The sequence below is a fragment of the Tannockella kyphosi genome, from assembly GCF_021054785.1.
Taxonomy (GTDB): Bacteria; Bacillota_I; Bacilli_A; order Erysipelotrichales; family Coprobacillaceae; genus Tannockella; species Tannockella kyphosi.
Window position 1 is genome coordinate 843809 of the sequence record NZ_CP088239.1, and the last position, 24285, is coordinate 868093.

Below are 24285 nucleotides of genomic sequence, written 5' to 3' on the forward strand. Positions count from 1 at the left end.
CAAAATATAACAAAATAGGTGATTCTAAATAACAAGGATAGTCTATCAATTTTATTTTATCTTTGTTATAATTGAGGATATAGGAGGTATTTATAATGAATGTATATAACAAACAAGATCTTCAAAATATTAAAGTGGAAGGGAAATACTATTTGCCAGAAAATGTATTTGGGGGACATCGATATCCAACTGTACGTGTAGAAGTAAAATTAGCGTATGGGGCTTTATTAAATGTTTTATTAACACAACCAAATTATTCACAAAATGGGGATGCTTATGTTATGATGGATAATCCAGTAGTGGCTGCAACCTTAGCAGTATTAGCGAATAAAGCAGTAGATATTGAAAAGATGAAAGGTTATTATAAAGAATTAGAAGAGTTAAAGTTTATTAGTATTGAAAAATTAAATATCTATTTAAATAAGGAAATATAATGTTTTCATTGATAGCCAAATTAACAATTACTGATTATTTAAATTATAAGGATCCTAAGGTAAGAGAGTCTTATGGGGTTCTTTCCAGTGTTGTTTGTATTTTTTGTAATATTTTATTAGGTTCTTTTAAAGTATTATTTGGAGTATTTACTAGTAGTATTGCAATACAAACAGATGGATTAAATAATTTTAGTGATGTTGCTAGTAATTTAGCTAGTTTAGTAGCTTTTAAGACTAGTTCTAAACATCCAGATAATGATCATCCTTATGGTCATGGTAGAATAGAATATGTGGTTGGTTTATGTATTTCTTTAACAATTATTATTGTTGGTTTCTTTGCTTTTAAAGAATCGATTGAAAAAATTATAAATCCACAAACATTATATTTTAGTGAAGCAGCTTGTGTTGCTTTAATTATATCGATTATTGTCAAGTTATGGATGAGTTATTTTAATCAAGATGTTGCTAAAAAAATTGATTCAGGAACTTTAATGGCAGTTTCAAAAGATAGTTTGAATGATGTTTTTTCTACTTGTGCTGCACTATTATCGTTAATTATTAGTTTATTTACTGATTTACCAATAGATGGTTGTTTAGGTGTATTAGTTTCTTGTGTTGTTTTAAAAGCAGGATTTGAGTCATTTCAAGATACATTAGATCCATTGTTGGGTAAAGCACCTGATCAAGCATTTGTTAGAGAAGTGGAAGAATATATTATGTCTTTTGAACAAGCAAAAGGTATTCATGATTTAATGCTTCATGATTATGGTCCTGGTAGTCGTTATTTAACATTACATGTAGAAGTTGATGCAACGAGTGATATTATGGAAGCACATGAAGCAATTGATCAAATAGAAAGAAATATTTTAGAGAAATATCATATTTTAACTACCATTCATATGGATCCAATTGATTTTCAAGATGAAAATTTGTCACTTATGAGGGAGATAGTTTTATCGATAGTACAAAAATTAAATCCAAGTTATACAATTCATGATTTTAGAATGGTTTCAGGGCCAAATCATACGAACCTTATTTTTGATGTTTTAATACCAGCATCGGATGATATTAATCATGTATTGTTAAAACAACAGATCACGACAAAACTGCATGAATCAGGATATGCATATTATACGGTTATACAAGTTGACCATAGTTTTTTTTAAGGGAGAACAGGAATGAAAACAATATTTAAATTTACAATTAGTTTTATGTTAGCGTTAACGCTTGTTGGTTGTAGTCAAGGCGAAGAAGAGGAAGATGGAACAATGATTCCTTTAGAAGAAAGTGAACAAACTGAGATTAATTATGATGATTATTTAAGTGGTGATTATTATATTGAAATTGAGGTTGAAGGATATGGAGTTATTGAAGCTACTTTATATGCGGATATTGCACCAATTACGGTTACTAATTTTATTGAATTAATAGAAGAAGGCTTTTATGATGGATTAACTTTTCATCGTATTATTGATGGATTTATGATTCAAGGAGGCGATCCTTTGGGGAATGGTACAGGTGGTAGTGATAATACAATTATTGGAGAATTCTCTAGTAATGGTTATGTAAATGACTTAAGCCATACTCGTGGTGTTCTTTCCATGGCTAGATCATCTGCCTACGATAGTGCAAGTAGTCAATTCTTTATTATGCACAGTGATTCAACGTACTTAGATGGTTCATATGCAGCATTTGGTCTAGTAACAAGTGGGATGGATGTAGTTGATGCAATTGTAGAAGATGCGATTGTAGAAGATAGCAATGGTACAGTAAGTAGTGAAAATCAACCTGTTATTACAAGTATTATCGTAGTAGAATAATTTATTATAAAGAGCAGAAATGCTCTTTTCATTTTAAGAAAACCATCTTATTATAATAATGTTATAATGAAACAGAAATAAAGGAGGAAGTTAAATGAGTTTTCCAAATAATTTTTTATGGGGTGGAGCTACTGCTGCTAACCAATTAGAAGGCGGATGGAATGAAGGTGGTAGAGGACTTGCAAATGTGGATATCATCCCACATGGTAAGAATCGTGTACCAATGACTGCTGGACTTATTAATACATTAGATTTTGATGAAGGAGAAAATTATCCAGGATTAGAAAGTATTGACTTCTATCATCGTTATAAAGAAGATATTGCATTATTTGCACAAATGGGATTTAAAACATTCCGTATGTCAATAGGTTGGTCTAGAATCTTTCCTAAAGGAGATGAATTAGAACCTAATGAAGAAGGTTTATTGTTCTATGAAAATGTTTTTAAAGAATGTAAAAAATATAACATTGAACCATTAGTAACAATTACTCATTTTGATATACCTGTATATCTAATTAAAGAATATGGTGGTTGGAAGAATCGTCAATTAATTGAATTTTATGAAAGATTATGTCGTGTATTATTTACAAGATACAAAGGATTAGTAAAATATTGGTTAACTTTTAATGAAATTAATATTATATTACACTTACCATTCATGGGAGCAGGTTTATTTGTTGATAAAGAAACAGAAATGAAAGGTAAATATCAAGCTATTCACCATGAATTAGTAGCAAGTGCACTTGCTACTAAAATAGCCCATGAAATTGATCCTTCTATTATGGTTGGATGTATGTTAGCTGCTGGAAATACATATGCTTACTCATGTGATCCTAAGGATGTCTTTAAAGCTTTACAAAAAGATAGAGAAGGTTATTTCTTTGTAGATGTTCAAGCAAGAGGAGAATATCCAAAATATGCTTTATTACAAATGGAACGTGAAGATACAATGCCTATTATGGAACAAGGAGATAAAGAGTTATTAAAAGAAAATCCAGTTGATTTTATTTCTTTTTCTTATTATTCAAGTCGTTTAACTAGCGCTGATCCATTAAAAAATGGAACTACAGAAGGAAATGCTTTTGAAACTTTAAAAAATCCTTATTTAACTGCTAGTGATTGGGGATGGCAAATTGATCCTCTTGGATTACGTATTACCTTAAATAGTATTTATGATCGATATCAAAAACCATTATTTATTGTTGAAAATGGATTAGGAGCATACGATACTGTAGAAGCAGATGGTTCAATTCAAGATGATTATCGTATTGAATACTTAAGAGAACATATTAAAGCAATGAAAGATGCGATTGAAATAGATGGTGTTGATTTGTTAGGGTATACCACATGGGGATGTATTGATCTTGTAAGTGCTGGTAGTGGAGAAATGTCAAAACGTTATGGTTTTATTTATGTTGATAAGGATGATTATGGTAATGGAACATTAGAACGTAGTAAAAAGAAATCATTTTATTGGTATAAAAAAGTAATTAGTAGTAATGGTGAAGATTTAAATTAGATATAAGCATGCTTATATCTTTTTTTAATATAATCTATTTAAAATTTGGTAGATATATTGATTAAAACAAACATAAACAAACAAATATATTAAATTATAAACAAATTAGCTTTACAAATGTTCGTTTATTTGTTATAGTGTGTTCAGGAGGAAGGGTAACAAACAAAAACAAACATATTCGTTATCCAAGAAAACATAATGAAACCAACCAAATCAGCAGCAAAAATGAGTGTGAAAGAATTAGCAACTTATATTGATTATTCAGTATTAAAACCAGAATTTACGGAAGAAGAAATTGTTGCCTTAACAAAAGATGGAGTGAAATTAGGATGTTCTACTATTTGTATTAATCCTTTATATATGGAACTATGTCAACCATATGTATTAGGAAGTGATACAATGTTATGTCCTGTTTGTGATTTCCCTTTTGGAACTAGTTCAACAGCTTCAAAAGTAGCACAAATTGAAATGGTAGCAAAATATGATACAGTAAGAGAAGTAGATATCGTAGCAAACTATGGTCATATTCGTGCAGGACAATATGATAAAGTGGTTGCTGATTTAAAAGCTTGTGTAGAAGCATGCCATAAATATAATCGTGAAATTAAAGTTATTTTTGAAACAGATGCATTAAATCAAGAACAAATCAAACAAACATGTAAATGTTGTGTAGAAGCTGGTGTTGATTTTGTAAAAACTAGTACTGGATTCTTAACTGGATTTGAAGCACATGGAGCAGCCGTTGAGACAATTCAATTAATGATGGATGAAGTAGATGGTAAATGTAAAGTAAAAGGTAGTGGATGTATTCGTACTAGAGAACACTTTTTACAATTAATTGATATGGGTATTGATCGTATGGGAGTAGGATATAAATCAGTACCGGTAGTACTTGGTTTAGACGAAAATGGAGTTAGTAGCGATAATTATTAAATATTAAAAGAGTTTCAGCAATGAAACTCTTTCTTTTCATAGAAAAGGTAGATATAATATAGCAGAGGTGAGAAGATGTTAGCAAGTCAAAGGTTTGAAAATATTATTGCAATAACAAATGAAAGAGGCTTTGTTTCAACAAAAGAGTTATCTAATTTATTAGCTGTTACGGAAACAACGATTAGAAGAGACTGTGAAGAATTAGAACAACAAGGATTTTTATTAAGAGTTCATGGTGGTGCTAAGAGCATGAAACAAAAAAGAATTATTTCTTATAATGATGAAACTACAATGAATGAAAGATTTGATTTAAATGGTTTTGAAAAAGAAATAATTTGTAAAAAAGCAGCTTCTTTTGTTAAAGATGGTGATTGTATCTTTTTAGATGGAGGTACTACAGTTGTTAGTATGTTAAAATATTTAAGAGGTAAAAAAATAAAAATAGTAACACATAGTACACTTATTGCGAATGCTTTTGAGGATGAAGATGCAGAGTTGTTTATGGTTGGTGGTAAGTATATTATTAAGTATAATATGTCTATTGGACCAATTACTTTATCTACATTAGAAAGATTTAATTTTGATCATGTATTTTTAAGTTGTTCAGGTATTGATATTGAAAAACAGATGATTTATACTACGGAAATGGATACGATGGCAGTAAAGCAAAAAGCTTTTGATTTAGGTATTCATAAATATATGTTAGTTGATAATTCTAAGTTTCAAGTAAAGGGTTTTTGTAATTTTATTAGTAGTAGTCAGTTTGATGGAATTATTTCAAATCAATCGGATGTATATTTAGAAGATGAATTACCGGATAATTTTATTCTAGTAAAATAAAGGGGAATGTTATGAATAATAGAAGATGTATTATTGGACAGTCTGGAGGTCCTACTGTTGCTATTAATGCAACACTTGCAGGTATTATTGAAAGAGCAAATCAATGTCATTTTGATAAAATATATGGAATGATTAATGGTATTGAAGGACTTTTAAATGAAAATATTATTGAATTAAGTCGTTTTGAACAACCATATGAATTATATAAATTAATTCATACACCAGCTATGTATTTAGGATCTTGTCGTTTTAAATTAAAAAATGATGGTCAACAGTACATTCAAAAAATATTTGATATTTTACAAGCAAAAGAAATTACTGATTTCTTTTATATTGGTGGTAATGATTCCATGGATACAATAAAACAACTAAGCACCTATGCCAAAGAAATAAATTCTCCAATTCATTTCATTGGTTTACCAAAAACAATTGATAATGACTTAGTTAATACAATGTATACTCCTGGATATCCTTCAGCATGTCATTATGTAGCAACTACCTTGTCACAAATAGCATTAGATAATCAAATATATCCAATGAAATCAATTACAATCGTTGAAATTATGGGCCGTGATGCAGGTTGGTTAACTGCTTCAGCACAAATAGTAAATGAAGTATATAGTGGAATGATTGATTTTATTTATATGCCTGAAGTACCATTCCATACAGATGACTGTGTAAAAGCAATTCAAAAACGACTTAAAATTAAAAATCACTTAATTATTGCCATTAGTGAAGGAGTACGTGATGAATTTGGTGAATGTATTGAAACAGATAAAAGTATTCAAGTGGATGCTTTTGGTCATCGTATTAATGCTGGTAGTGCAAGTTATTTAAAAAGACAAATTGATTCTAAGGTAGAATGTAAAGTAAGAGCTATTCAATTAAGTACGTTACAAAGATGTAGTGCTTCTCTAGCTAGTGAATTAGATTTAGATAATGCTGTAGCATTAGGATATCATGGCGTTAATATAGCACTAGAAAATAAAACAGGAGTGATGGTAAACATTAACTATCAAGATAAAAAATTTATAACGGGAGATGTAGATATTCATTTAGTAGCGAATCTAGTGAAACCATTTCCACAAGAATGGATTGATAAGGAAAATGCATTAATTAAAAAAGAGTTTATTGATTATGTAGCTCCATTAATATATAAATCAGGAAATATTGAGTTAATGCAATATAGTTTGTTGCATGCAATACGATAAACATTTTAATATAGTCACCGATTTTTTAGCTTTCCATGACTATCAACCAAACAAACACTATGATTTGATATTAGTTTTAGGAAGTGCTATTCCTAGTGTATCTTTAGCTGCATACAAATTGTATCTTGAAGGACAATCTACTTATTTTATGATTGCCGGAGGAATAGGCCATACTACAGATTTATTAATCAAGAACTTACCAGGATGTATTTGCCATGAAAACAAAAGTGAAGCTGCTTTACTAAAAGAATATATTGAAATAACTTTTAATAAAGATGATTCTATTCTTTTAGAACAAAATTCTACTAATTGTGGATTGAACATAAGTTATGCGTTTCAAGAATTAGAAAGTAAAAACATTTCTGTACAAACCGTATTACTATGTCACGATCCTTTATTACAAAGAAGAATAGATTTAACAGCAAAGAAACAATATCCTAATATTTGTTTTTCTAATTTCTGTGCCTTTATACCAGAAGTAAAGATAATAGATAATCAATTACAATTAGTAAATAAAGCAATAGATCAATGGCCAATAGATCGTTATCTATCCTTAACACTAGGAGAAATGTCACGTATCTATGATGATGAATTTGGTTATGGTCCAAAAGGAGCAAATTATATTTGTCACCAAGATATACCAAAAAATGTTGAAAACAGTTATTCTATTTTAAAAAAAGAATATCAAACATCGATTCGTAAATAAGAAAACAGGAAACTGTTTTCTTATTTCTACATTTTGCTTTATACTATTAAAAAAGAGGGAGAAAAGAAGATGTTTAAAAAATTAGTCAAACAAAATCGTAGTTATCGTAATTTTGATAATAGCTATGTCGTAACAAAAGAACAATTATTAGAAATGGTAGATTGTGCAAGATTAGCACCCGCTAGTGTTAATGTCCAACCATTTAAATATTTTTTAGCTTATCAAAAAGAAATAGTAAATAGGATTCAACCATTAACAGGATGGGCTAGAGCATTACCAGATATTACATTGCCACATCCAGGAAAAGAGCCAACTGCATTTATTGTTATTTGCCAAGATCTTTCTATTAGTGAGGCTATTAGTAGGTATCAAAAAGATGTTGGGATCGTTGCTCAAACAATTTTACTACAAGCAACTCATATGGGACTGGGAGGATGTATGATTGGAAACTACAATCCTGATAAAGTAAAAGAAGCTTTGCAACTAGCTAAAAATTTTACACCAGTACTAATTATTGCGATTGGGAAGGTGGATGAAGTAGTTAATTTGGTAGATATGAATGAAGGGCAACCAACCAATTATTACCGAGATGAAAACGATACTCATTATGTACCAAAAAGAAAATTAGAAGATATTATTCTTTAAAGGATGTTCAATAAAAAAACATTCTTTTTTTTATTGAAATAACTGCCTTATAATCAATACTTTTTTCATATTCTAACTTTCATGTGAAAAAAATCATTTGTAATAAGTGATAAATGCAAGTAAAATAGACTTAAATAGTAGGTATTGTGTTTTTCATTATTTGGGAGGTTATGAAAATGCGAGTATTAGTGTATTATGAAGAAATAGATATTGTCAGTCAATTAGTAAAATATATAAAAGATTATGATATTAATAATGATTTTATGATTCATTCACAAAGTACAAAAGAAATTTTTAATAAAAGCAATAATGAATATGATATCTATTTTATTCAATATTCCTATCCACTGAGTGAGACCAAAATGAACTTATGGGAAAAGTATATCCATAAAAATAAAAATCAAGTAATCTTTGTTTTTATTTGTGATTCTATTGGTATGGTGGAAAATATTCCTTCATTAAATCCGATATTTTTTATTAGAAAAAATAGGATGGCAAGAGACTTAGATAAGTTATTTGTATTTATTAATAAGTTTATTGAAAAGAAAAATCATTTCATAAAGACTACTTTTAATAGTCAACTTTCTAAGCTTAAATTTGGAGATGTTATCTATATTGAGGATTATGGTTATGAAACATTATTTAATATGATTGATAAAAAAGTATTAATTTTTGGGAGAATTGAAGATATTGTTGAAGAATTAAAAGAGGCTACGCTTATTCCAATTAAAAAAACATGTTTTATTAATATTGATAAAATCAATTATATTGGTAGTCAATATATTATATTAGTGAATGGAGAGGTTTTAAGGGTAGATAGGCAATACTATGATAAGATGATAGATGCTTATAAGGAGAATTTAATTTATGGTATATGATATATTATTGTCTTCAATATATTTGTTTGTTTTTTGTATTTTTTTGATGTTTTTTCATCATGTAAAGTATGATATATTTTTTATTATGTTTGGATTTTTTGGTGTTTTCACGTTGAGTGTTGTTACAGTTGGACTAGATAGTTATTATATTTTACTTTTCTTTGTTTTTTTAATAATAGCTTTATTATTAAGCTTTAAAATAATGAAATTAAAAATAACGTCTTATGTATTAGCTACTTTGTTTATTGGACTTTTGTTTATTATATCTTGTAATGTTTTTACTTTTGTAATGGCACAATTTGTTATCAATATATCTTTTGAAGAATTGTATTATAATAAAGAATTATGTTTGATTATTAAAACATTGGCAATATTGTTATATGTTGTATCAATTATTAATTATTTATATTTTATAAAAAGTAAAAAAGTTAAGTTTATTGATATTAAAGTAACTAGTTTTGTTTTTATAGAATTAACCATGTTGTTAGCTATTTTTACGTTAGCTTGGTATCTTTTTATAAGAGATGATTTTTATATTAGTTTAACTTTGTTATTTTTAATCTTTGCTTTTGTTGGAATTATTTATCTTTATTACCAAATACAAATATTAGAACAAAAAGAATTGAAACTTGTTTTAGAAAAGCAAAAAGAATTTAATACGAGTGTTACTTATCATAAAATTCATCAATTACGAGAAGAAATAGCAGAAATGGAACATGCTTTAACTGTTGTGTTATTAGATATTAAGGAACATAGTGATAGTTATGATGTAGATGTATTAGTTGATAATTATATTCAAAACTTATCGAAGTATTCTTCTTTATTTATTACTGATAATCCTTTTTTTGATGTTGCAATGACAACAAAATTAAATGAGTTAATGCAATCTGGTAGATTTTGTAAGATCGGAATTTTTATTAGTTGTGATGAGTTTTATGATAATTTAGAATTTGTTACTTTGATGTGTGATATTTTAGAAAGGATGGATAAAATTTGTATTTATAATACAGATATAGATTTATCTATGATCGAGAAAAATCAGTTTACAGTTATTAAGGTGATGGCAACTTGTAGTAAATCGATGATTCATGGTGATTTTAGTTTTATACAGGATAAGGTCCATAACTTAAATGGAAAGTGTCAAATAGAGATAGAGGAAGATATTTCTATTTCTATGTCTTTTAATCGAAATGATGCACCTGTTTTATTTTTATAGTTAAAAAAGATAGTTAAATTTATATTGCAATTAAAAAATGATAATGTTCCTTGTTAGGAACAATTATCTTATGCTATAATCTTGAGAGAATAAAGGAGGTACTTTAAATGTATAAAAAGAATGCATGGGAAAAGTATGATGAAAAAAACTTAGAAAAAGTAATGGAATTTTCACAAGGATATAAGCATTACATTACTGTTGGAAAAACAGAACGAGCTTGTGTAAAGGAAAGTGTTCGTATCGCAGTTGAATTAGGATATAAAGACTTATCTGTTATGATTAAAAATAATGAAGCATTACAAACTGGAGATAAGGTTTTTATTACAAATATGGATAAGAATTTTGCTAGTTTTGTTATTGGTAGAAAACCTTTAGAAGCAGGGTTAAGAATTTTAGGAGCGCATATTGATTCTCCTCGTTTGGATTTAAAACAAAATCCAATCTATGAAAGTGATGGATTTGCAATGGCAGATACTCACTATTATGGTGGTGTTAAAAAGTATCAATGGGTTACTTTGCCACTATCTATTTATGGAGTTGTTTGTAAAAAAGATGGTACTTCAATAGATGTTGTAATTGGAGAAGATGATAATGATCCTGTAGTTGGGATTAGTGATTTATTAATTCATTTATCTCAAGATCAATTACAAAAGAAAGCTGCTAATGTTATTGAAGGGGAAGACTTGGATATTACGTTAGGTTCTATGCCTTTAAAAGGAAAAGAAAAAGATAGTGTAAAAGCAAATATCTTAAAGTTATTAAAAGATAAATATGATATTGAAGAAGAAGATTTTATTTCTGCTGAAATAGAAATAGTACCTAGTGGAAAAGCTAGAGATTATGGCTTAGATCGAAGTATGGTAATGGGATATGGTCATGATGATCGTGTTTGTGCTTATGCTTCTATGTATGCTGCATTTGATTTAGGTGTAGCTGATTATACTACTTGTGCTATATTGGTTGATAAAGAAGAAATTGGTAGTGTTGGGGCAACTGGTGCACAATCATTATGGTTTGAAAATGTTGTTGGTGAAATGATGAATTTAATGGGGGAAACAAACTTCTTAAAAGTACGTCGTGCAATGGCTAATTCAAAAATGTTATCTAGTGATGTAAGTGCTGGTTATGATCCATTATATGCAAATGTAAATGATAAAAAAAATGCTGCTTTTTTAGGACAAGGAGTATGTTTTAATAAATATACTGGTGCTAGAGGAAAAAGTGGATGTAATGATGCGAATCCTGAGTTTGTAGCAACGTTACGTAAGATTATGGATGATCATGATATTCATTATCAAACTGCAGAGCTTGGAAAAGTAGACCAAGGTGGTGGAGGTACAATTGCCTATATACTAGGAAACTATGGTATGAATGTAATTGATGCTGGTGTTGCTGTTTTGAATATGCATGCTCCATGGGAAATTATTTCAAAAGTAGATTTATATGAAGCATATCTTGCTTATAAACTATTCTTAGAAAAAGCATAAAAATGGGTAATTAATACTCATTTTTTTTATTTTAAAACATATTCTATGAAAGGGTGAGTTTATGTTATTAAATAGAAAACAACGTGTTTTAGGACAAGTGGTGGAGGTAAGGAGAATCAAGCAACTTCATTATTTAGTGTATAGTTTTGAAACAAAAGATGGTCAAATAATTCAAGGGATGGATAGTGATAATGAACCTTTAGAGTATATCCTTACAAAACAAGGAATAAAGGAGTATACTTCACAATCCTTTCCAATAAAAAATATAAAGATTATTTATCATAAAAAAAATCCGTGTCAATTTCATGCAAAATACTTATAACAATAGATAGAATCTATGCTATAATTTTTTTAATAAAAAGTAATCTTAGTATTGCTTTTTTATTTTTAGAAAAGAGGTTTACAATGAAGAAAATAAATATTGGGATATTAGCTCATGTTGATGCTGGGAAAACGACACTTAGTGAAGCTTTACTTTATCAATGTGGAGCAATAAAAGATATGGGTAGAGTAGATCATGGTAATGCTGTTTTAGATTTTGATAATATGGAAAGAAAAAGAGGAATTACGATTTATTCAAAAGAAGTATCTACTAATTATCGTGAATTATCGATTACTTTGGTGGATACACCAGGTCATCTTGATTTTTCTTGTGAGATGGAAAGAACATTGCAAGTATTAGATATGGCAATTGTCGTAATAAGTGGCACAGATGGCTTACAAAGCCATCATGAGACTATTTTTAAATTATTAGATCATTATCAAGTACCAGCAATGTTATTTATTAATAAAATGGATATTTCTTATTTATCAAAAGATGAAATAGTAGAACAAATTCAACATAAATGTAATCTTGAAGTAATTGATTTTTCTTTAGAGAAAGATAAGTTATTAGAATCAATTGCAGTTATAGAAGATTCTTTATTAGAAAAATATTTAGAAACAAATAAAATAGATGATCAAGATATTCAATTATTAGTTCAACAAAGAAAGATAGTTCCTTGTTTTAATGGTTCAGCATTAAAAAATAAAGGTATTGAAGAACTTTTAGAAGGAATATATCGATATCATCCAATAATAGAATATTCAAAAGGATTTGGTGCAAGAGTTTATAAAATTAGTTTTGATGAGTTTGGTAATCGCTTAACTCATTTAAAAATAACGGGTGGTTGTTTAGAAAATAAAACTGTTCTTTTTGAAGGAAATAAAGTAGATCAAATTAGGATCTATCAAGCTAATAAATATGAAATGGTACAATCAGTACAAGCAGGTACTATTTGTGTGGTGAAAGGGATTCCTAATTTACAGGCAGGATATGGGTTAGGATTTGAAAATAATCGTCAAGAAGTCTATTTAACTTCTTATATGAATTATCAAATTATTTTACCAAAAGATGTTGATAGCTTTGAAGTTTTTCCTAAACTTAAAAGATTACAAATTATTGATCCACAGTTAAAACTAACTTATGATCAACAACAAACACTTTCTATTCATGCAATGGGAGAAGTTCAATTAGAAGTAGTGAAACAAACAATAAAAGATTTATTTTTAATGGATGTTCAGTTTATGCCAGGACAAATCATTTATAAAGAAACAATTAGAAATGGTATAATCGGTGTTGGTCATTTTGAACCATTACGTCATTATAGTGAAGTTCAATTGTATGTAGAACCTAATGAATTTGGAAAAGGGATAGAAATAAATAGTGTTGTACACCAAGATGATTTATCAATGGCATATCAAAACTATATCACAAAGATACTAAAAGAAAATACGATTCCAGGTGTCTTAACTGCTGGAGAATTAACTGATTTAAAGATTACTTTAATTGCTGGAAAAGCACATTTGAAACATACAGAAGGTGGCGATTTTTATGAAGCTACGATACGAGCTTTACGTAATGCTCTTTATTTAGGGGATTCTATCTTATTAGAACCTTATCAAAATATAACAATATCTTCACCAAATCATTATTTATCAAAAATAATGTTTGACTTAGATAACAAACAAGCAACATATACAATGAGTGTGGATACTAATGGAAATACAGTTTTTCATGGAATTGCACCAGTACAATATTTTCAAGACTATCCAACCTATATTCAATCAACCTTTAAAGGAGAAGTTGAATATCAATCTTCTTTTTATGGATATAAAGAAGTTATCAATCAATCTAATCTTATTCAAGAACAAAGTTATGATGCCCTAGCAGATACTAATTTTCCTTGTGGGTCTATTTTTTGTAGTCATGGAGCTGGATTTTATGTTGCTCCAGAGAAAGTTTGTGATTACCAACATATCGTAACAAATTATAAAAAAGAAACTAAATCTTCTCATTATACAAAGATGACTTCAAGTGATTGGGATTTAGAAACTATTTTTGAGAGAACTTATGGAAAAGTGGAAACTAAGCTTTTTGAAGAAACGAAAAAAACACCTAGTATAGTGCCTTCTAATACAGTAAAGAGTAAACCAATATTTATGTTTGTAGATGCCTATAATGTGATTCATGCATGGCAAAAAACAAAAGATGTTATTTTTGATTCGGTGGAAGATGCCAGAGATATTTTAATTGAAATGTTATGTGATTATCAAGGGTATCGAAATATACGTATATGTGCTGTTTTTGATGCTTATAAAGTAAAAGAGGGAAGAGGATCGATTAATAAATATTCCAACATAGAAGTTGCTTTTACAAAAGAAGGACAAACAGCGGATATGTATATCGAAAGAAATATGACACAATTTCTTGATGAATATCAAATAATAGTTGTTTCTAGTGATGGATTAGTACAAACTATTTCACTAGCCAAAGGGGCTAGAAGAATGTCGAGTCGAGAACTTGTTTTAGAATACCAACACTTTAAAAAATCAAATGCAACAAAAATTATTTCAAAATAAAAAACGCATAAGCGTTTTTTTATTTGTTTAATAAAGAATAAGCGATACTTGAAAAAATAATAGCTCCTTTTTTCAAGATTATTTCATCATAATCATAATTAGTACTATGCAAAGTGGCAATACCATCACTAATCAATTTTAGATAAGTCGATTTCCCTCCATGTACTTGAACATAATACATCATATATGAAAAATCATCACTTGCTCCTAAAGGACTATACATATGTTCACTAAATTCAATCCCACCTAAATGTTGATTTGAAATGTCTAAAATATGTTGAATGAAGGATTCATCACTAGACAGGGCATAAGCTTTTCCCATTTCTTCTACTTCTACATGGGTATCATGCATGATTGCAGCACCTTGAATGACATCACGAGCATAAACTTCCATATAACGATTTAATTCCGTACTAGCCCCGCGTACTTCAATTTCTAATTTTGCACTTTCAGCAACTACATTTCTTCCAGTTCCAGCATGAATTGTCCCAACATTGATGCGAGTACAACCATTACTGTTACGAGGAATGGAGTGTAAATTTGTAATACAAGCAGCAGCTGATAGAATAGCGTTACGGCCAAATTGAGGAGTCTCTGCAGCATGGGTGGAAACCCCATGATACGTAACATCCAGTTTTGTTGTGGCAAAGGATTCATTCATACCCCCATAACAATCCGCATTTTTATCATTGTCTGTCCGTGGAAAAATATGAGCAGCATATAAATAATCCACATCATCTAAAATGCCTTTTTTAACCATGCTTTTTGCACCACGAACACCTTCTTCAGCAGGTTGGAAAATAAGCTTAATGGTACCATGTAATTGTTCTTTTATATTCATTATTATTTTTGCAGTTGTTAGTCCAATAGCAATATGACCGTCATGACCACAAGCATGCATAATATTCTCACTACTTGATTGAAAACCATTTGAATAAGGGAAATGGGATAAAGAACAGTCTTCATTGACACCCAATGCATCTATATCAAAACGCATTGCAACAGTCGGACCTTGACCACATTCCAAAGTTGCCACCACACCTGTAAAACCATCTTTCACAAGCTCTAAATACTTACTTGAAAAACCAGAATCTTTTAAACTTTGATAATGTTCTTCAAATGCACTATTTGATGGTAATCCCATTCGAGACTTATGGCAAATAACATCTCTTCCAGTCATTACCTGATAACCAAGTTCTTCTAAATATTCACTGATAATGCAACTAGTACGCATTTCTAACCAACCAATTTCAGGATTTCTATGAAAATCACGTCGTAGTTGAACAGTTTCAGGATAGTATTTGTTTGCTAGATTTATTATTTGTGTATACATATGCTCACCTCGTTTCTATTATAACTTATTTTTAGATTTTTTGTTTCTTTTTTTAAAAAGATAGTTTACTAACCTTAAATAAAATTGTTTCATAGGACTAGATAGTAGGACTAAAATAATACATAAGATAATCCCCCAAAAGGAATATTAGTTAAGTATAAAAAATCTCTAAAGATAAATAATGTAGCATAAAAACCAAATTGCATAACAATAACAATTATTTTACGATAGCGAGATAAAGGACTATAAGTATCTTTTAAAGCAATCATATAATTCCAACCTGCAAATAAAACACAAATGGTACATAATAGAGAAGTATCATATCCTGTATAGTAACCAACATTCACTAATAGCGAACATGTAATTGCGATGGTACATGAAGTAGGTAAGGCATTAAAAATAACTGTTTGTAAAAATGGTTTTGTAACAAGGTTATAATTTTTTTCATATGCTAATAAAAAACAAGGAATCCCAACACCAAAAGAAGATAGAATAGATAATTGTATTGGTACAAATGGATAAGTTGTACCAAATACAATGGTAATAATACAAAGAATAATAGAAAAGAAAGTTTTTATTAAAAACATGGATCCACTAGCAGTAATATTATTAATAACTCTTCTTCCCTCATTTAAGGCATCATGAATTAAATCAAATTGATTATCTAATAAAACAATATCTGCACTATGCTTACAAGCTTCATTTCCATTATTAAAAGCAATCGAACAATCAGCTTCCTTAAAAGCTAAAATATCATTAATACCATCTCCAGTCATAGCAACTGTATGATTCATTTCTTTTAAACAAGAAACTATTTCTTGTTTTTGTTCTGGAGTGACACGACCAAATAGCCTATATTTCTCTAATGCTTCTTTTATTTGTTTTTTTGAATCTAACTCTAAGCCATTTACAACACGACTTGCATCCAATCCTGCAGTTTTAACAATATTCGCAATCGTTAAAGGATCATCACCAGATAACACATAACATTGAATACCTTGTTGTTGGAAACGATCTAATGACTCTTTGACATTATCACGCAGACAATCGGATAATAAAATAATTCCTAATAGTTGTAAATTTTGAACATTTTGTTCTTGAATGGCATCCAAACTATGGGCTAATACTAAAACACGATATCCTTGACTTGCATAATATGCTACATCTTGATTATATTGATTACAAAACAAGGATTGATAAGCACCTAAATAATAAGTACCTAAGTTTTCAAAGTGAACAGCACTATATTTTCTTTTAGAAGAAAATGGCAAAACAAAGGTAGTTTGATAGGTTGATTTTGGCAGAAAACTAGCTTGCAGCGCAATGGAAGTACTATTGGTATCTTCTAATGAAAATAACATATTGGAAATGATTTCATTTATATTTGAACAATGATAAGAGATAGTATCATACACCTTTAATTGGCCAGTTGTGATTGTACCTGTTTTATCTAAGCAAAGAGTATCCACATAGGCTAATGTTTCAATACAAAACAATTCCTGTACCAAAACTTTTTTTCTTAATAAAGTAACGATACTAATACTTAACGTAATTGAAATAAGCAAAACAAGACCTTCAGGAATCATTCCTAAAACAGCAGCAACACTATTAACCACACTTTGTTCCAAAGTTAGGTTTGTAATATAATATTGTTTACAAAAAATTAAAATACCTAAAGGTACAATGATTTTAGAAATCTTTTTCAATATCATTTGGATACTTTCTTTTAATTTAGAAATAGGTGATTTTTGTAATTTTGCTTTTTTAGTAAGTTGGTTTATATAGTTCTCGTTTCCAACACATTGAATCTTCGCAACACATTTTCCTGATATTAAATAAGTTCCAGAATAAATTATATCATCAATTGTTTTTATTACTGAGTTACTTTCACCTGTTAACATTGCTTCATTAACTTCAATCGTACCTTGTAATAGAATACTATCACATGGTATTTGTTGACCTGAATATAAGATAATAAGATCATCTTTTACTAGTCTATCTTGGTTTATTTCAACACAATCATAATCACGAATAGCCTGATAAGAAGATTGTTCTAAAAAAGATATTTGATCGAGTAGTCTTTTCGCTTTTACTTCTTGAATGATACAGATGGTAGTATTAGTGAGAATAATAAAAATAAATAATCCATTATGATAAGATTCAACAAAACATACACAACAAAATAAGATAAAATTAATAAAATTAAAGAAAGTAAATACATTTTTAAGGACAATAGAACGATATGATTTTGTATTATAATCGATTTTAGAATTAACTTCGTTATTTTGGATTTTAATTAAAACCTCTTGATTTGTTAATCCTTGATAATGTTGATCGTTTAGATACATATTCTCACCTCCTTAAATTGAGTATACACTAGAAAACATAAGAAAAAAACAGATTCTATAATATTTTAAATTTTGTTAAAAAAATGTTTTCTTTTTGTTAATTTTAGTATATTATGCAAGTGTTGTTAATAAATGTATATTTTTAGGGGGAACTTCAAGGGTGAGGATACAAGTATCGGGGAATACTATTGTAAGGGTATCTAATGAGTATCAACATCGAGAGATGTTGACGAATCGGAATATCCCAGATATGACACATCGTAGCATAGGAAAGCATGTATCTAGATCGGTTTTATCGGGGGATAATTATTCTAGATGCCAAAATATAAAATATAACAAATCAATGGAACAAATTGTTATCCATGAAAAATATAAAAACACAAGAGATATTATCAATAGGTTAAAGAAAATGAAGTTATAATAAAGAGATAAGATTGTATACAATCTTATCTCTTTATGCTATAATGAGAAAACATAAAGGGGGACGGGTTATGAAAGAATTAAAAAACTTTATAACAAATAGGGAGAAAGAAAATGAAATAGATAATAATCTATTTAAAAAATATGAAGTAAAAAAAGGTTTACGTAATGAAGATGGTACGGGGGTGCTTGTTGGATTAACGAAAATCGCAGATGTTGTTGGATATTATATGGAGGATGGTCATAAGCATGATTGTGAAGGACGTCTGTTTTATCGTGGGGTCGATGTAGCAGATATTGTTAAGAACGAATCACAACGTTTTTTGTTTGAAGAAACATGTTTTTTGATTTTATTTGGTTATTTACCAAATGAAAAAGAACTTGAATCTTTTAAAACAGAATTAGCAAAACGATATGTTTTACCAAAAGGATATTTAGAAGCAAGATTATTAGGATTTCCTAGTAAGAATTTAATGAATAAATTACAACAAGAAGTATTAATGCTTTATTGTTATGATCATGATGCTGATAATATATCAGTTGATGCAACGATGGATAAAGGATTGGATTTAATAGCAAAAATTCCTTCTATCGTATGTTATGCATATCGCTCTAAAGTTCATTTCTATGATAAAGAAAGTTTATTTATCCATCAAATTCATCCAGAATTATCTATTGCAGAAAATATATTACATTTATTGCGTGATAATAAAGAGTTTACTGCAAGTGAGGCTTATATATTAGATTTATGTTTGGTATTGCATGCGGATCATGGTGGTGGGAATAACTCTACTTTTACTAATGTTGTTATTAGTTCTACAGGGACTGATATTTATTCTTCTTTTGCTGGAGCAATTGGTTCTTTAAAGGGACCTAGACATGGTGGTGCAAATTTAGCAGTTAAAAAGCAGATGGAAACAGTCTTAAATGTAATGGATTGCCAGGCTAGTGATCAAGAAATAGAAGCAGTGGTTTGTAAAATATTAGATGGATCATTTAATGATAATAGTGGATTGGTTTATGGAATAGGGCATGCAGTTTATACAAAAAGTGATCCTAGATGTCAATTATTATCAAAACAATGTCATCTTTTAGCTATTGAAAAAGGACGTGAAGAGGAGTATTTATTCTATCAACGTTTTGAAAAAATAGCGATAGAAACTATTTATCAAAAAAAGGGTGTCGCTGTTTGTGCTAATGTAGACTTCTATAGTGGATTTATTTATGATATGTTAGAAATCCCAAGTGAACTATATACACTAATGTTTGTTATTGGTCGAACTGTAGGGTGGTTAGCTCATAATATTGAAAATAAATTATTCTCTAATCGTATCATTCGTCCAGCCGCTAAATATGTAGGAGACAAACAAGAATATAAAGACAGAGATAAACGTTCTTAATTTTATAAGTTATAAAAAAGTAGAAAATATTTTCTACTTTTTTTAATGAAAGAAAAACCCTAATTCGATTGAACTAGGGTCAAGGAAACTATTTATTTTACTTCATGATTCCAATTAAATACATCTTCTTGATTTCCCCATTGGATACCAGTTAATGTATCATAAATTTTTTGTGTTAAAGCACCAGTTTCAAAATTATTAATAATAATTTCTTCTTCTTTATAACATAATTGTCCAATAGGAGAAATAACTGCTGCAGTTCCAGTACCAAAAGCTTCTTTTAAGCTACCATTACGTGCTGCTTTGTATAATTCATCGATACTAAGTAATCTTTCTTCTACTGTAACATTCCATGATTTTAATAGTGTAATGATTGAATCACGAGTTACACCAGGTAAAACAGATCCTTGAAGAGGAGAAGTAACTACTTTTCCATCAATTACAAACATAACGTTCATTGTACCAACTTCTTCAACATATTTACGTTCAACGCCATCCAACCATAATACTTGGGTATATCCTTTTGATTCCGCTTTTTCTTGAGCAATGATACTTGCTGCATAATTCCCACCACATTTAGCAAAACCAGTACCACCTTTTACAGCACGAACATATTCATCTTCAACCCATATTTTTACTGGATTAACACCTTCGCTATAGTATGCACCTACAGGTGAAAGAATAATAACAAAAGAATAAGTTTTCGCAGCATGAACTCCTACATTTACTTCAGTAGCATACATAAAAGGACGAATATATAAAGAAGTTTCTTCTACACTTGGAATCCATTCTTGTTCAACATTTAATAATGCATCAATTGCTTCAACAAACATATCTTCGGGAATGTTTGCCATACATAATCTATCATTTGAACGATTCATTCTAGCAGCATTCATATAAGGACGGAATAACGTCACTTTCCCATCTTGGTGACGATAGGCTTTTAATCCTTCAAATGTTTCTTGAGCATAATGTAACACCATTGAACCTGGATCCATTGGAATCGGTCCATAAGGAACAATTCTAGCATCATGCCAACCAACACCTTCTGTATAATCCATCATAAACATATGATCTGTAAAATATTTCCCAAAACCAAGATTATTTTGATCTGGTTTTTCTTTTAAAACGTTTGCTTTATCAAATTTTATTTCCATAATCTTATCTCCCTATATTTTTAAATTATTATACTATTATTTGACATTGTATACAACATTTTTTTATCAGTGATAACGTATCATCAAATATTTCATTTACTTTTTAATTATTTTTTATATACTATATACAAAAGGGGATAAAATATATTTAGCTTCATTTATTGAAAAACAAGAAATTAAAACACAGAGTATTATATAGAAAAAGAGTAACAAGTCGTAAAAATATTTAATAGAATTATTATTTTATACAAACATATAAATAAGGAGGAGGAAAAATATGGCTTATAAAAAAACAACAATCAAAGAATTTGATTTAAACCCATTTGATTCAATTGGAGAAGGATGGCTATTAATAACTGGTTACAAAGATGGTGTGGTTAATACAATGACTGCTTCACCCGTCTTTGACACTTGAGCACCATTTTTCCTGACACATACAATTCAATAATCATTGAAATATAAGGGTTTTTTGATAGAAAAAACTTTTTTTATTTATTTATTTGTGGTATAATTAATGGTGTAAATGGTGCTTGAATTTAGGAGGGTGTGTTATGGCTTATTTTTTGAAAAAAACAACACGAAAAAATGGAACTTACCTACAAATCTATGAAAGTTATTATAATAAGGGAACAAAGGAAACTTCTCATAAATGTTTCCAAAGTCTTGGTAATATTAATTCTCTCACTAATGATGAGATACCTGACCCAATTGCTTTCTATAAAGATAAAGTGAAACAAATGAATGAAGATAGAAAAAAAGAAAAAGAGAAAGAAACAGTGATGAAGATAGGTGATTCACCTGAAAAGTATCTTGGGTACTTTTTAGCTAAGTCAATCTTCTATCGTTTAAATCTTGAAAAGTATATAGATATCCTTCAAGGTGATCGTAAATTTGAATATTCTATTTATGAGTTAGTCACTTCTCTAGTATATGCTAGGTTACTATGTCCTTGTTCCAAGACAAAGACTTTTCATACTATTCTTCCTAAGTTATTTGATTCTTTTCAATACTCTGAAAGTCAAATGTATGATGGTATAGCCTTTATTGGTTATAACTATGAAAAAATCATAGAAATCATTAATACTCGTTTATCTCGTTTTTATAAAATAGTAACCGATAAGGTTTACTTTGATTGTACTAATTTTTATTTTGAAATTGATCGTTGTGATAGCTTTAGAAAAAAAGGCCCTTCTAAAGAAAACAGAAAAGATCCTATTATAGGCATGGGCTTATTATTGGATTCCAATCAAATTCCTATTGGTATGAAGATGTATCCAGGGAATGAATCTGAAAAACCTGTTATTCGTGATTCTGTTAAAATAATGAAAAACAGATTAGGAGTGGAAGGAAGAACAATCCAAGTAGCTGATAAAGGCTTGAATTGTGCTAAAAACATACATATCGCTATGAAAAATGGGGATGGCTATTTGTTTTCTAAGTCAGTAAAGCAATTACCTGAAAAAGAAAAGGTATGGGTTCTACTAGAAAATGACTATATAGATGTATTAGATTCCAACGGAAAAGTAAAATATAAATACAAGTCTACCATTGATTTATTTACTTATTCTTATACTGATGAAAATAAAAAAACTCATTCCTTTCGAGTTCGAGAAAAAAGAATAGTTACCTATAACCCTACATTAGCTAAAAAACAAATTGCAGAAATAAACAAAATGGTAATGAAAGCATCTGGACTTTGTGCTAGTCAAGCAAAGAAAGCAGAATATGGTGAATCATCGAAGTATGTAGTTTTTAATTCTACAAACGAAGGAGAAGTTGTGGATGATAAGATTGCACTAACAATGAATATTGAAAAAATAGAAAAAGATAAAGACCTAGCTGGATATAACTTATTAGTTACATCCGAAAAGAATATGGATGACTTAGAAATATATCAAACATATCATAACTTATGGAAGATAGAAGAATCATTCCGCATTATGAAAACAGACTTAGATGCTCGACCTGTTTTTCTACAAAAAGAAGATAGTATCAAAGGGCATTTCTTAATCTGTTATATCAGTGTTCTTATTTTACGATTACTACAGTATCAATTGTTTAATAATGAATTGAGCTCTAGTAGAATCATTAAGTTCATGAGAGATTTTAGAGTTATCCAAGAACCTGGTAATCGATATATTAATATAACACAAAAATCATCGGAAACAGATTATATGACTAATAAACTAGACTTACCGATCGATAACTATTTCTTAACTAAAACCCAAATTAAAAAGGTGCTTTCACACAGGGTGTGAGCACCATTTTTTATTGTCCAACTCCAAAAGTCAGGTTGTATACAACATTTTTTTATCAGTGATAACGTATCATCAAATATTTCATTTACTTTTTAATTATTTTTTATATACTATATACAAAAGGGGATAAAATATATTTAGCTTCATTTATTGAAAAACAAGAAATTAAAACACAGAGTATTATATAGAAAAAGAGTAACAAGTCGTAAAAATATTTAATAGAATTATTATTTTATACAAACATATAAATAAGGAGGAGGAAAAATATGGCTTATAAAAAAACAACAATCAAAGAATTTGATTTAAACCCATTTGATTCAATTGGAGAAGGATGGCTATTAATAACTGGTTACAAAGATGGTGTGGTTAATACAATGACTGCTTCATGGGGAGGTTTAGGTATTTTATGGTCTAAACCGGTTGCTACTGTTTTTGTTAGACCGGAACGTTATACAAAAGAGTTTATTGATCAAACTGATTATTTTACGATTACTTTTTTTAATGGTTATAAAAAAGAATTAGGAATCTTAGGAACGAAATCTGGACGTGATGGAGATAAAATCAAAGAAGTAGATTTTCATGTGGAAATGATAGAAGATTTACCTAGCTTTCAAGAAGGGACACATATGATGATTTGTAAAAAATTATATGTGGATAGTTTAAAACAAGAAAAGTTTTTAGATCAAAGTATTTTTACCAAAAACTATACAAAAGGTGGTATTCATGATATGTATATTGCCCAAATAGAATCTATTTATCAAAACATAGAAGAATAATCT

Annotated in this window: 22 protein-coding genes; 19 read left to right on the forward strand and 3 right to left on the reverse strand. The window is 29.0% G+C overall.

The window, feature by feature from the left end:
- Window positions 1–95 precede the first annotated feature (95 nt).
- From LRR82_RS04350 to LRR82_RS04415, 14 genes are all read left to right on the forward strand, one after another.
- A complete protein-coding gene (locus LRR82_RS04350; RefSeq protein ID WP_249030305.1) occupies window positions 96–434 on the forward strand; it encodes a hypothetical protein in 339 nt (112 codons plus the stop codon).
- Complete coding sequence (locus LRR82_RS04355; RefSeq protein ID WP_249030306.1) at window positions 434–1600, forward strand: cation diffusion facilitator family transporter; 1167 nt, start codon at window positions 434–436, stop codon at window positions 1598–1600. Before LRR82_RS04350 ends, LRR82_RS04355 begins: the two co-directional genes overlap by 1 nt.
- Before the next feature lie 12 nt (window positions 1601–1612).
- Entirely contained in the window at window positions 1613–2254 is a 642-nt protein-coding gene (locus LRR82_RS04360; RefSeq protein ID WP_249030307.1) for a peptidylprolyl isomerase, read from the forward strand.
- Between the two features lie 94 nt (window positions 2255–2348).
- Entirely contained in the window at window positions 2349–3773 is a 1425-nt protein-coding gene (locus tag LRR82_RS04365; protein ID WP_249030308.1) for a 6-phospho-beta-glucosidase, read from the forward strand.
- 198 nt (window positions 3774–3971) lie between these two features.
- Window positions 3972–4706 (forward strand): deoxyribose-phosphate aldolase, encoded by a 735-nt coding sequence (gene deoC / locus LRR82_RS04370; protein WP_249030309.1) that lies wholly within the window; start codon window positions 3972–3974, stop codon window positions 4704–4706.
- 75 nt (window positions 4707–4781) lie between these two features.
- Window positions 4782–5546 carry a DeoR/GlpR family DNA-binding transcription regulator gene (locus tag LRR82_RS04375; protein ID WP_249030310.1) on the forward strand — a complete coding sequence of 255 codons (765 nt, stop codon included), beginning with the start codon at window positions 4782–4784 and terminating at the stop codon, window positions 5544–5546.
- Window positions 5547–5557: 11 nt separating this feature from the next.
- Entirely contained in the window at window positions 5558–6757 is a 1200-nt protein-coding gene (locus LRR82_RS04380; protein ID WP_249030311.1) for a diphosphate--fructose-6-phosphate 1-phosphotransferase, read from the forward strand.
- Window positions 6744–7463: a YdcF family protein gene (locus LRR82_RS04385; protein WP_249030312.1), complete on the forward strand. Its 720-nt coding sequence runs from the start codon at window positions 6744–6746 to the stop codon at window positions 7461–7463. Before LRR82_RS04380 ends, LRR82_RS04385 begins: the two co-directional genes overlap by 14 nt.
- 69 nt (window positions 7464–7532) lie before the next feature.
- The gene (locus LRR82_RS04390) at window positions 7533–8108 is read left to right on the forward strand and encodes a nitroreductase family protein (RefSeq protein WP_249030313.1); all 576 of its coding nucleotides are present in this window, start codon (window positions 7533–7535) and stop codon (window positions 8106–8108) included.
- Between the two features lie 176 nt (window positions 8109–8284).
- A complete protein-coding gene (locus LRR82_RS04395) occupies window positions 8285–8986 on the forward strand; it encodes a LytTR family transcriptional regulator DNA-binding domain-containing protein (RefSeq protein WP_249030314.1) in 702 nt (233 codons plus the stop codon).
- Window positions 8976–10202 (forward strand): hypothetical protein, encoded by a 1227-nt coding sequence (locus LRR82_RS04400; protein ID WP_249030315.1) that lies wholly within the window; start codon window positions 8976–8978, stop codon window positions 10200–10202. Before LRR82_RS04395 ends, LRR82_RS04400 begins: the two co-directional genes overlap by 11 nt.
- 107 nt (window positions 10203–10309) lie before the next feature.
- Window positions 10310–11689, forward strand: coding sequence for an aminopeptidase (locus LRR82_RS04405; protein ID WP_249030316.1), 1380 nt, complete (start codon window positions 10310–10312; stop codon window positions 11687–11689).
- Window positions 11690–11750: 61 nt separating this feature from the next.
- Window positions 11751–12011 carry a hypothetical protein gene (locus LRR82_RS04410; RefSeq protein WP_249030317.1) on the forward strand — a complete coding sequence of 87 codons (261 nt, stop codon included), beginning with the start codon at window positions 11751–11753 and terminating at the stop codon, window positions 12009–12011.
- A gap of 83 nt (window positions 12012–12094) precedes the next feature.
- Window positions 12095–14590: a translation factor GTPase family protein gene (locus tag LRR82_RS04415; protein ID WP_249030318.1), complete on the forward strand. Its 2496-nt coding sequence runs from the start codon at window positions 12095–12097 to the stop codon at window positions 14588–14590.
- A 19-nt stretch (window positions 14591–14609) separates the two neighbouring features.
- Here the strand turns inward: LRR82_RS04415 and LRR82_RS04420 are convergent, their stop codons facing one another.
- Both LRR82_RS04420 and LRR82_RS04425 read right to left on the reverse strand, forming a co-directional pair.
- Window positions 14610–15923, reverse strand: coding sequence for an amidohydrolase (locus tag LRR82_RS04420; RefSeq protein WP_249030319.1), 1314 nt, complete (start codon window positions 15921–15923; stop codon window positions 14610–14612).
- Window positions 15924–16033: 110 nt separating this feature from the next.
- Window positions 16034–18271: an HAD-IC family P-type ATPase gene (locus tag LRR82_RS04425; RefSeq protein ID WP_249030320.1), complete on the reverse strand. Its 2238-nt coding sequence runs from the start codon at window positions 18269–18271 to the stop codon at window positions 16034–16036.
- Window positions 18272–18431: 160 nt separating this feature from the next.
- On the opposite strand from LRR82_RS04425, the gene LRR82_RS04430 reads away from it, so the two are divergent.
- Window positions 18432–18692, forward strand: coding sequence for a hypothetical protein (locus LRR82_RS04430; RefSeq protein ID WP_249030321.1), 261 nt, complete (start codon window positions 18432–18434; stop codon window positions 18690–18692).
- A gap of 70 nt (window positions 18693–18762) precedes the next feature.
- Complete coding sequence (locus tag LRR82_RS04435) at window positions 18763–20091, forward strand: citrate synthase (RefSeq protein WP_249030322.1); 1329 nt, start codon at window positions 18763–18765, stop codon at window positions 20089–20091.
- Between the two features lie 92 nt (window positions 20092–20183).
- Here the strand turns inward: LRR82_RS04435 and LRR82_RS04440 are convergent, their stop codons facing one another.
- On the reverse strand, window positions 20184–21248 hold the full coding sequence (locus tag LRR82_RS04440) for a branched-chain amino acid aminotransferase (protein ID WP_249030323.1): 1065 nt from the start codon (window positions 21246–21248) through the stop codon (window positions 20184–20186).
- Window positions 21249–21525: 277 nt separating this feature from the next.
- On the opposite strand from LRR82_RS04440, the gene LRR82_RS04445 reads away from it, so the two are divergent.
- The 3 genes from LRR82_RS04445 to LRR82_RS04455 all read left to right on the forward strand — a co-directional run bounded on the left by LRR82_RS04445 (window position 21526) and on the right by LRR82_RS04455 (window position 24282).
- Window positions 21526–21663, forward strand: a complete 138-nt coding sequence (locus tag LRR82_RS04445) for a hypothetical protein (protein ID WP_249030324.1) — start codon at window positions 21526–21528, stop codon at window positions 21661–21663.
- A gap of 136 nt (window positions 21664–21799) precedes the next feature.
- Window positions 21800–23506: an IS1634 family transposase gene (locus tag LRR82_RS04450; protein ID WP_249030325.1), complete on the forward strand. Its 1707-nt coding sequence runs from the start codon at window positions 21800–21802 to the stop codon at window positions 23504–23506.
- Between the two features lie 266 nt (window positions 23507–23772).
- Window positions 23773–24282, forward strand: a complete 510-nt coding sequence (locus tag LRR82_RS04455; protein ID WP_249030326.1) for a flavin reductase family protein — start codon at window positions 23773–23775, stop codon at window positions 24280–24282.
- The last annotated feature ends 3 nt before the right edge of the window (window positions 24283–24285 follow it).

Bases quoted from the DNA above. Each gene is read 5' to 3' on its own strand.
- LRR82_RS04355 (WP_249030306.1), top strand. From the start codon at position 434: ATGTTTTCATTGATAGCCAAATTAACAATTACTGATTATTTAAATTAT.
- LRR82_RS04455 (WP_249030326.1), top strand. From the start codon at position 23,773: ATGGCTTATAAAAAAACAACAATCAAAGAATTTGATTTAAACCCATTT.
- LRR82_RS04385 (WP_249030312.1), top strand. From the start codon at position 6,744: ATGCAATACGATAAACATTTTAATATAGTCACCGATTTTTTAGCTTTC.
- LRR82_RS04365 (WP_249030308.1), top strand. From the start codon at position 2,349: ATGAGTTTTCCAAATAATTTTTTATGGGGTGGAGCTACTGCTGCTAAC.
- LRR82_RS04380 (WP_249030311.1), top strand. From the start codon at position 5,558: ATGAATAATAGAAGATGTATTATTGGACAGTCTGGAGGTCCTACTGTT.
- LRR82_RS04400 (WP_249030315.1), top strand. From the start codon at position 8,976: ATGGTATATGATATATTATTGTCTTCAATATATTTGTTTGTTTTTTGT.
- deoC (WP_249030309.1), top strand. From the start codon at position 3,972: ATGAAACCAACCAAATCAGCAGCAAAAATGAGTGTGAAAGAATTAGCA.
- LRR82_RS04375 (WP_249030310.1), top strand. From the start codon at position 4,782: ATGTTAGCAAGTCAAAGGTTTGAAAATATTATTGCAATAACAAATGAA.
- LRR82_RS04350 (WP_249030305.1), top strand. From the start codon at position 96: ATGAATGTATATAACAAACAAGATCTTCAAAATATTAAAGTGGAAGGG.
- LRR82_RS04450 (WP_249030325.1), top strand. From the start codon at position 21,800: ATGGCTTATTTTTTGAAAAAAACAACACGAAAAAATGGAACTTACCTA.
- LRR82_RS04420 (WP_249030319.1), bottom strand. From the start codon at position 15,923: ATGTATACACAAATAATAAATCTAGCAAACAAATACTATCCTGAAACT.
- LRR82_RS04440 (WP_249030323.1), bottom strand. From the start codon at position 21,248: ATGGAAATAAAATTTGATAAAGCAAACGTTTTAAAAGAAAAACCAGAT.
- LRR82_RS04435 (WP_249030322.1), top strand. From the start codon at position 18,763: ATGAAAGAATTAAAAAACTTTATAACAAATAGGGAGAAAGAAAATGAA.
- LRR82_RS04390 (WP_249030313.1), top strand. From the start codon at position 7,533: ATGTTTAAAAAATTAGTCAAACAAAATCGTAGTTATCGTAATTTTGAT.
- LRR82_RS04395 (WP_249030314.1), top strand. From the start codon at position 8,285: ATGCGAGTATTAGTGTATTATGAAGAAATAGATATTGTCAGTCAATTA.
- LRR82_RS04445 (WP_249030324.1), top strand. From the start codon at position 21,526: ATGGCTTATAAAAAAACAACAATCAAAGAATTTGATTTAAACCCATTT.
- LRR82_RS04405 (WP_249030316.1), top strand. From the start codon at position 10,310: ATGTATAAAAAGAATGCATGGGAAAAGTATGATGAAAAAAACTTAGAA.
- LRR82_RS04360 (WP_249030307.1), top strand. From the start codon at position 1,613: ATGAAAACAATATTTAAATTTACAATTAGTTTTATGTTAGCGTTAACG.
- LRR82_RS04415 (WP_249030318.1), top strand. From the start codon at position 12,095: ATGAAGAAAATAAATATTGGGATATTAGCTCATGTTGATGCTGGGAAA.
- LRR82_RS04410 (WP_249030317.1), top strand. From the start codon at position 11,751: ATGTTATTAAATAGAAAACAACGTGTTTTAGGACAAGTGGTGGAGGTA.
- LRR82_RS04425 (WP_249030320.1), bottom strand. From the start codon at position 18,271: ATGTATCTAAACGATCAACATTATCAAGGATTAACAAATCAAGAGGTT.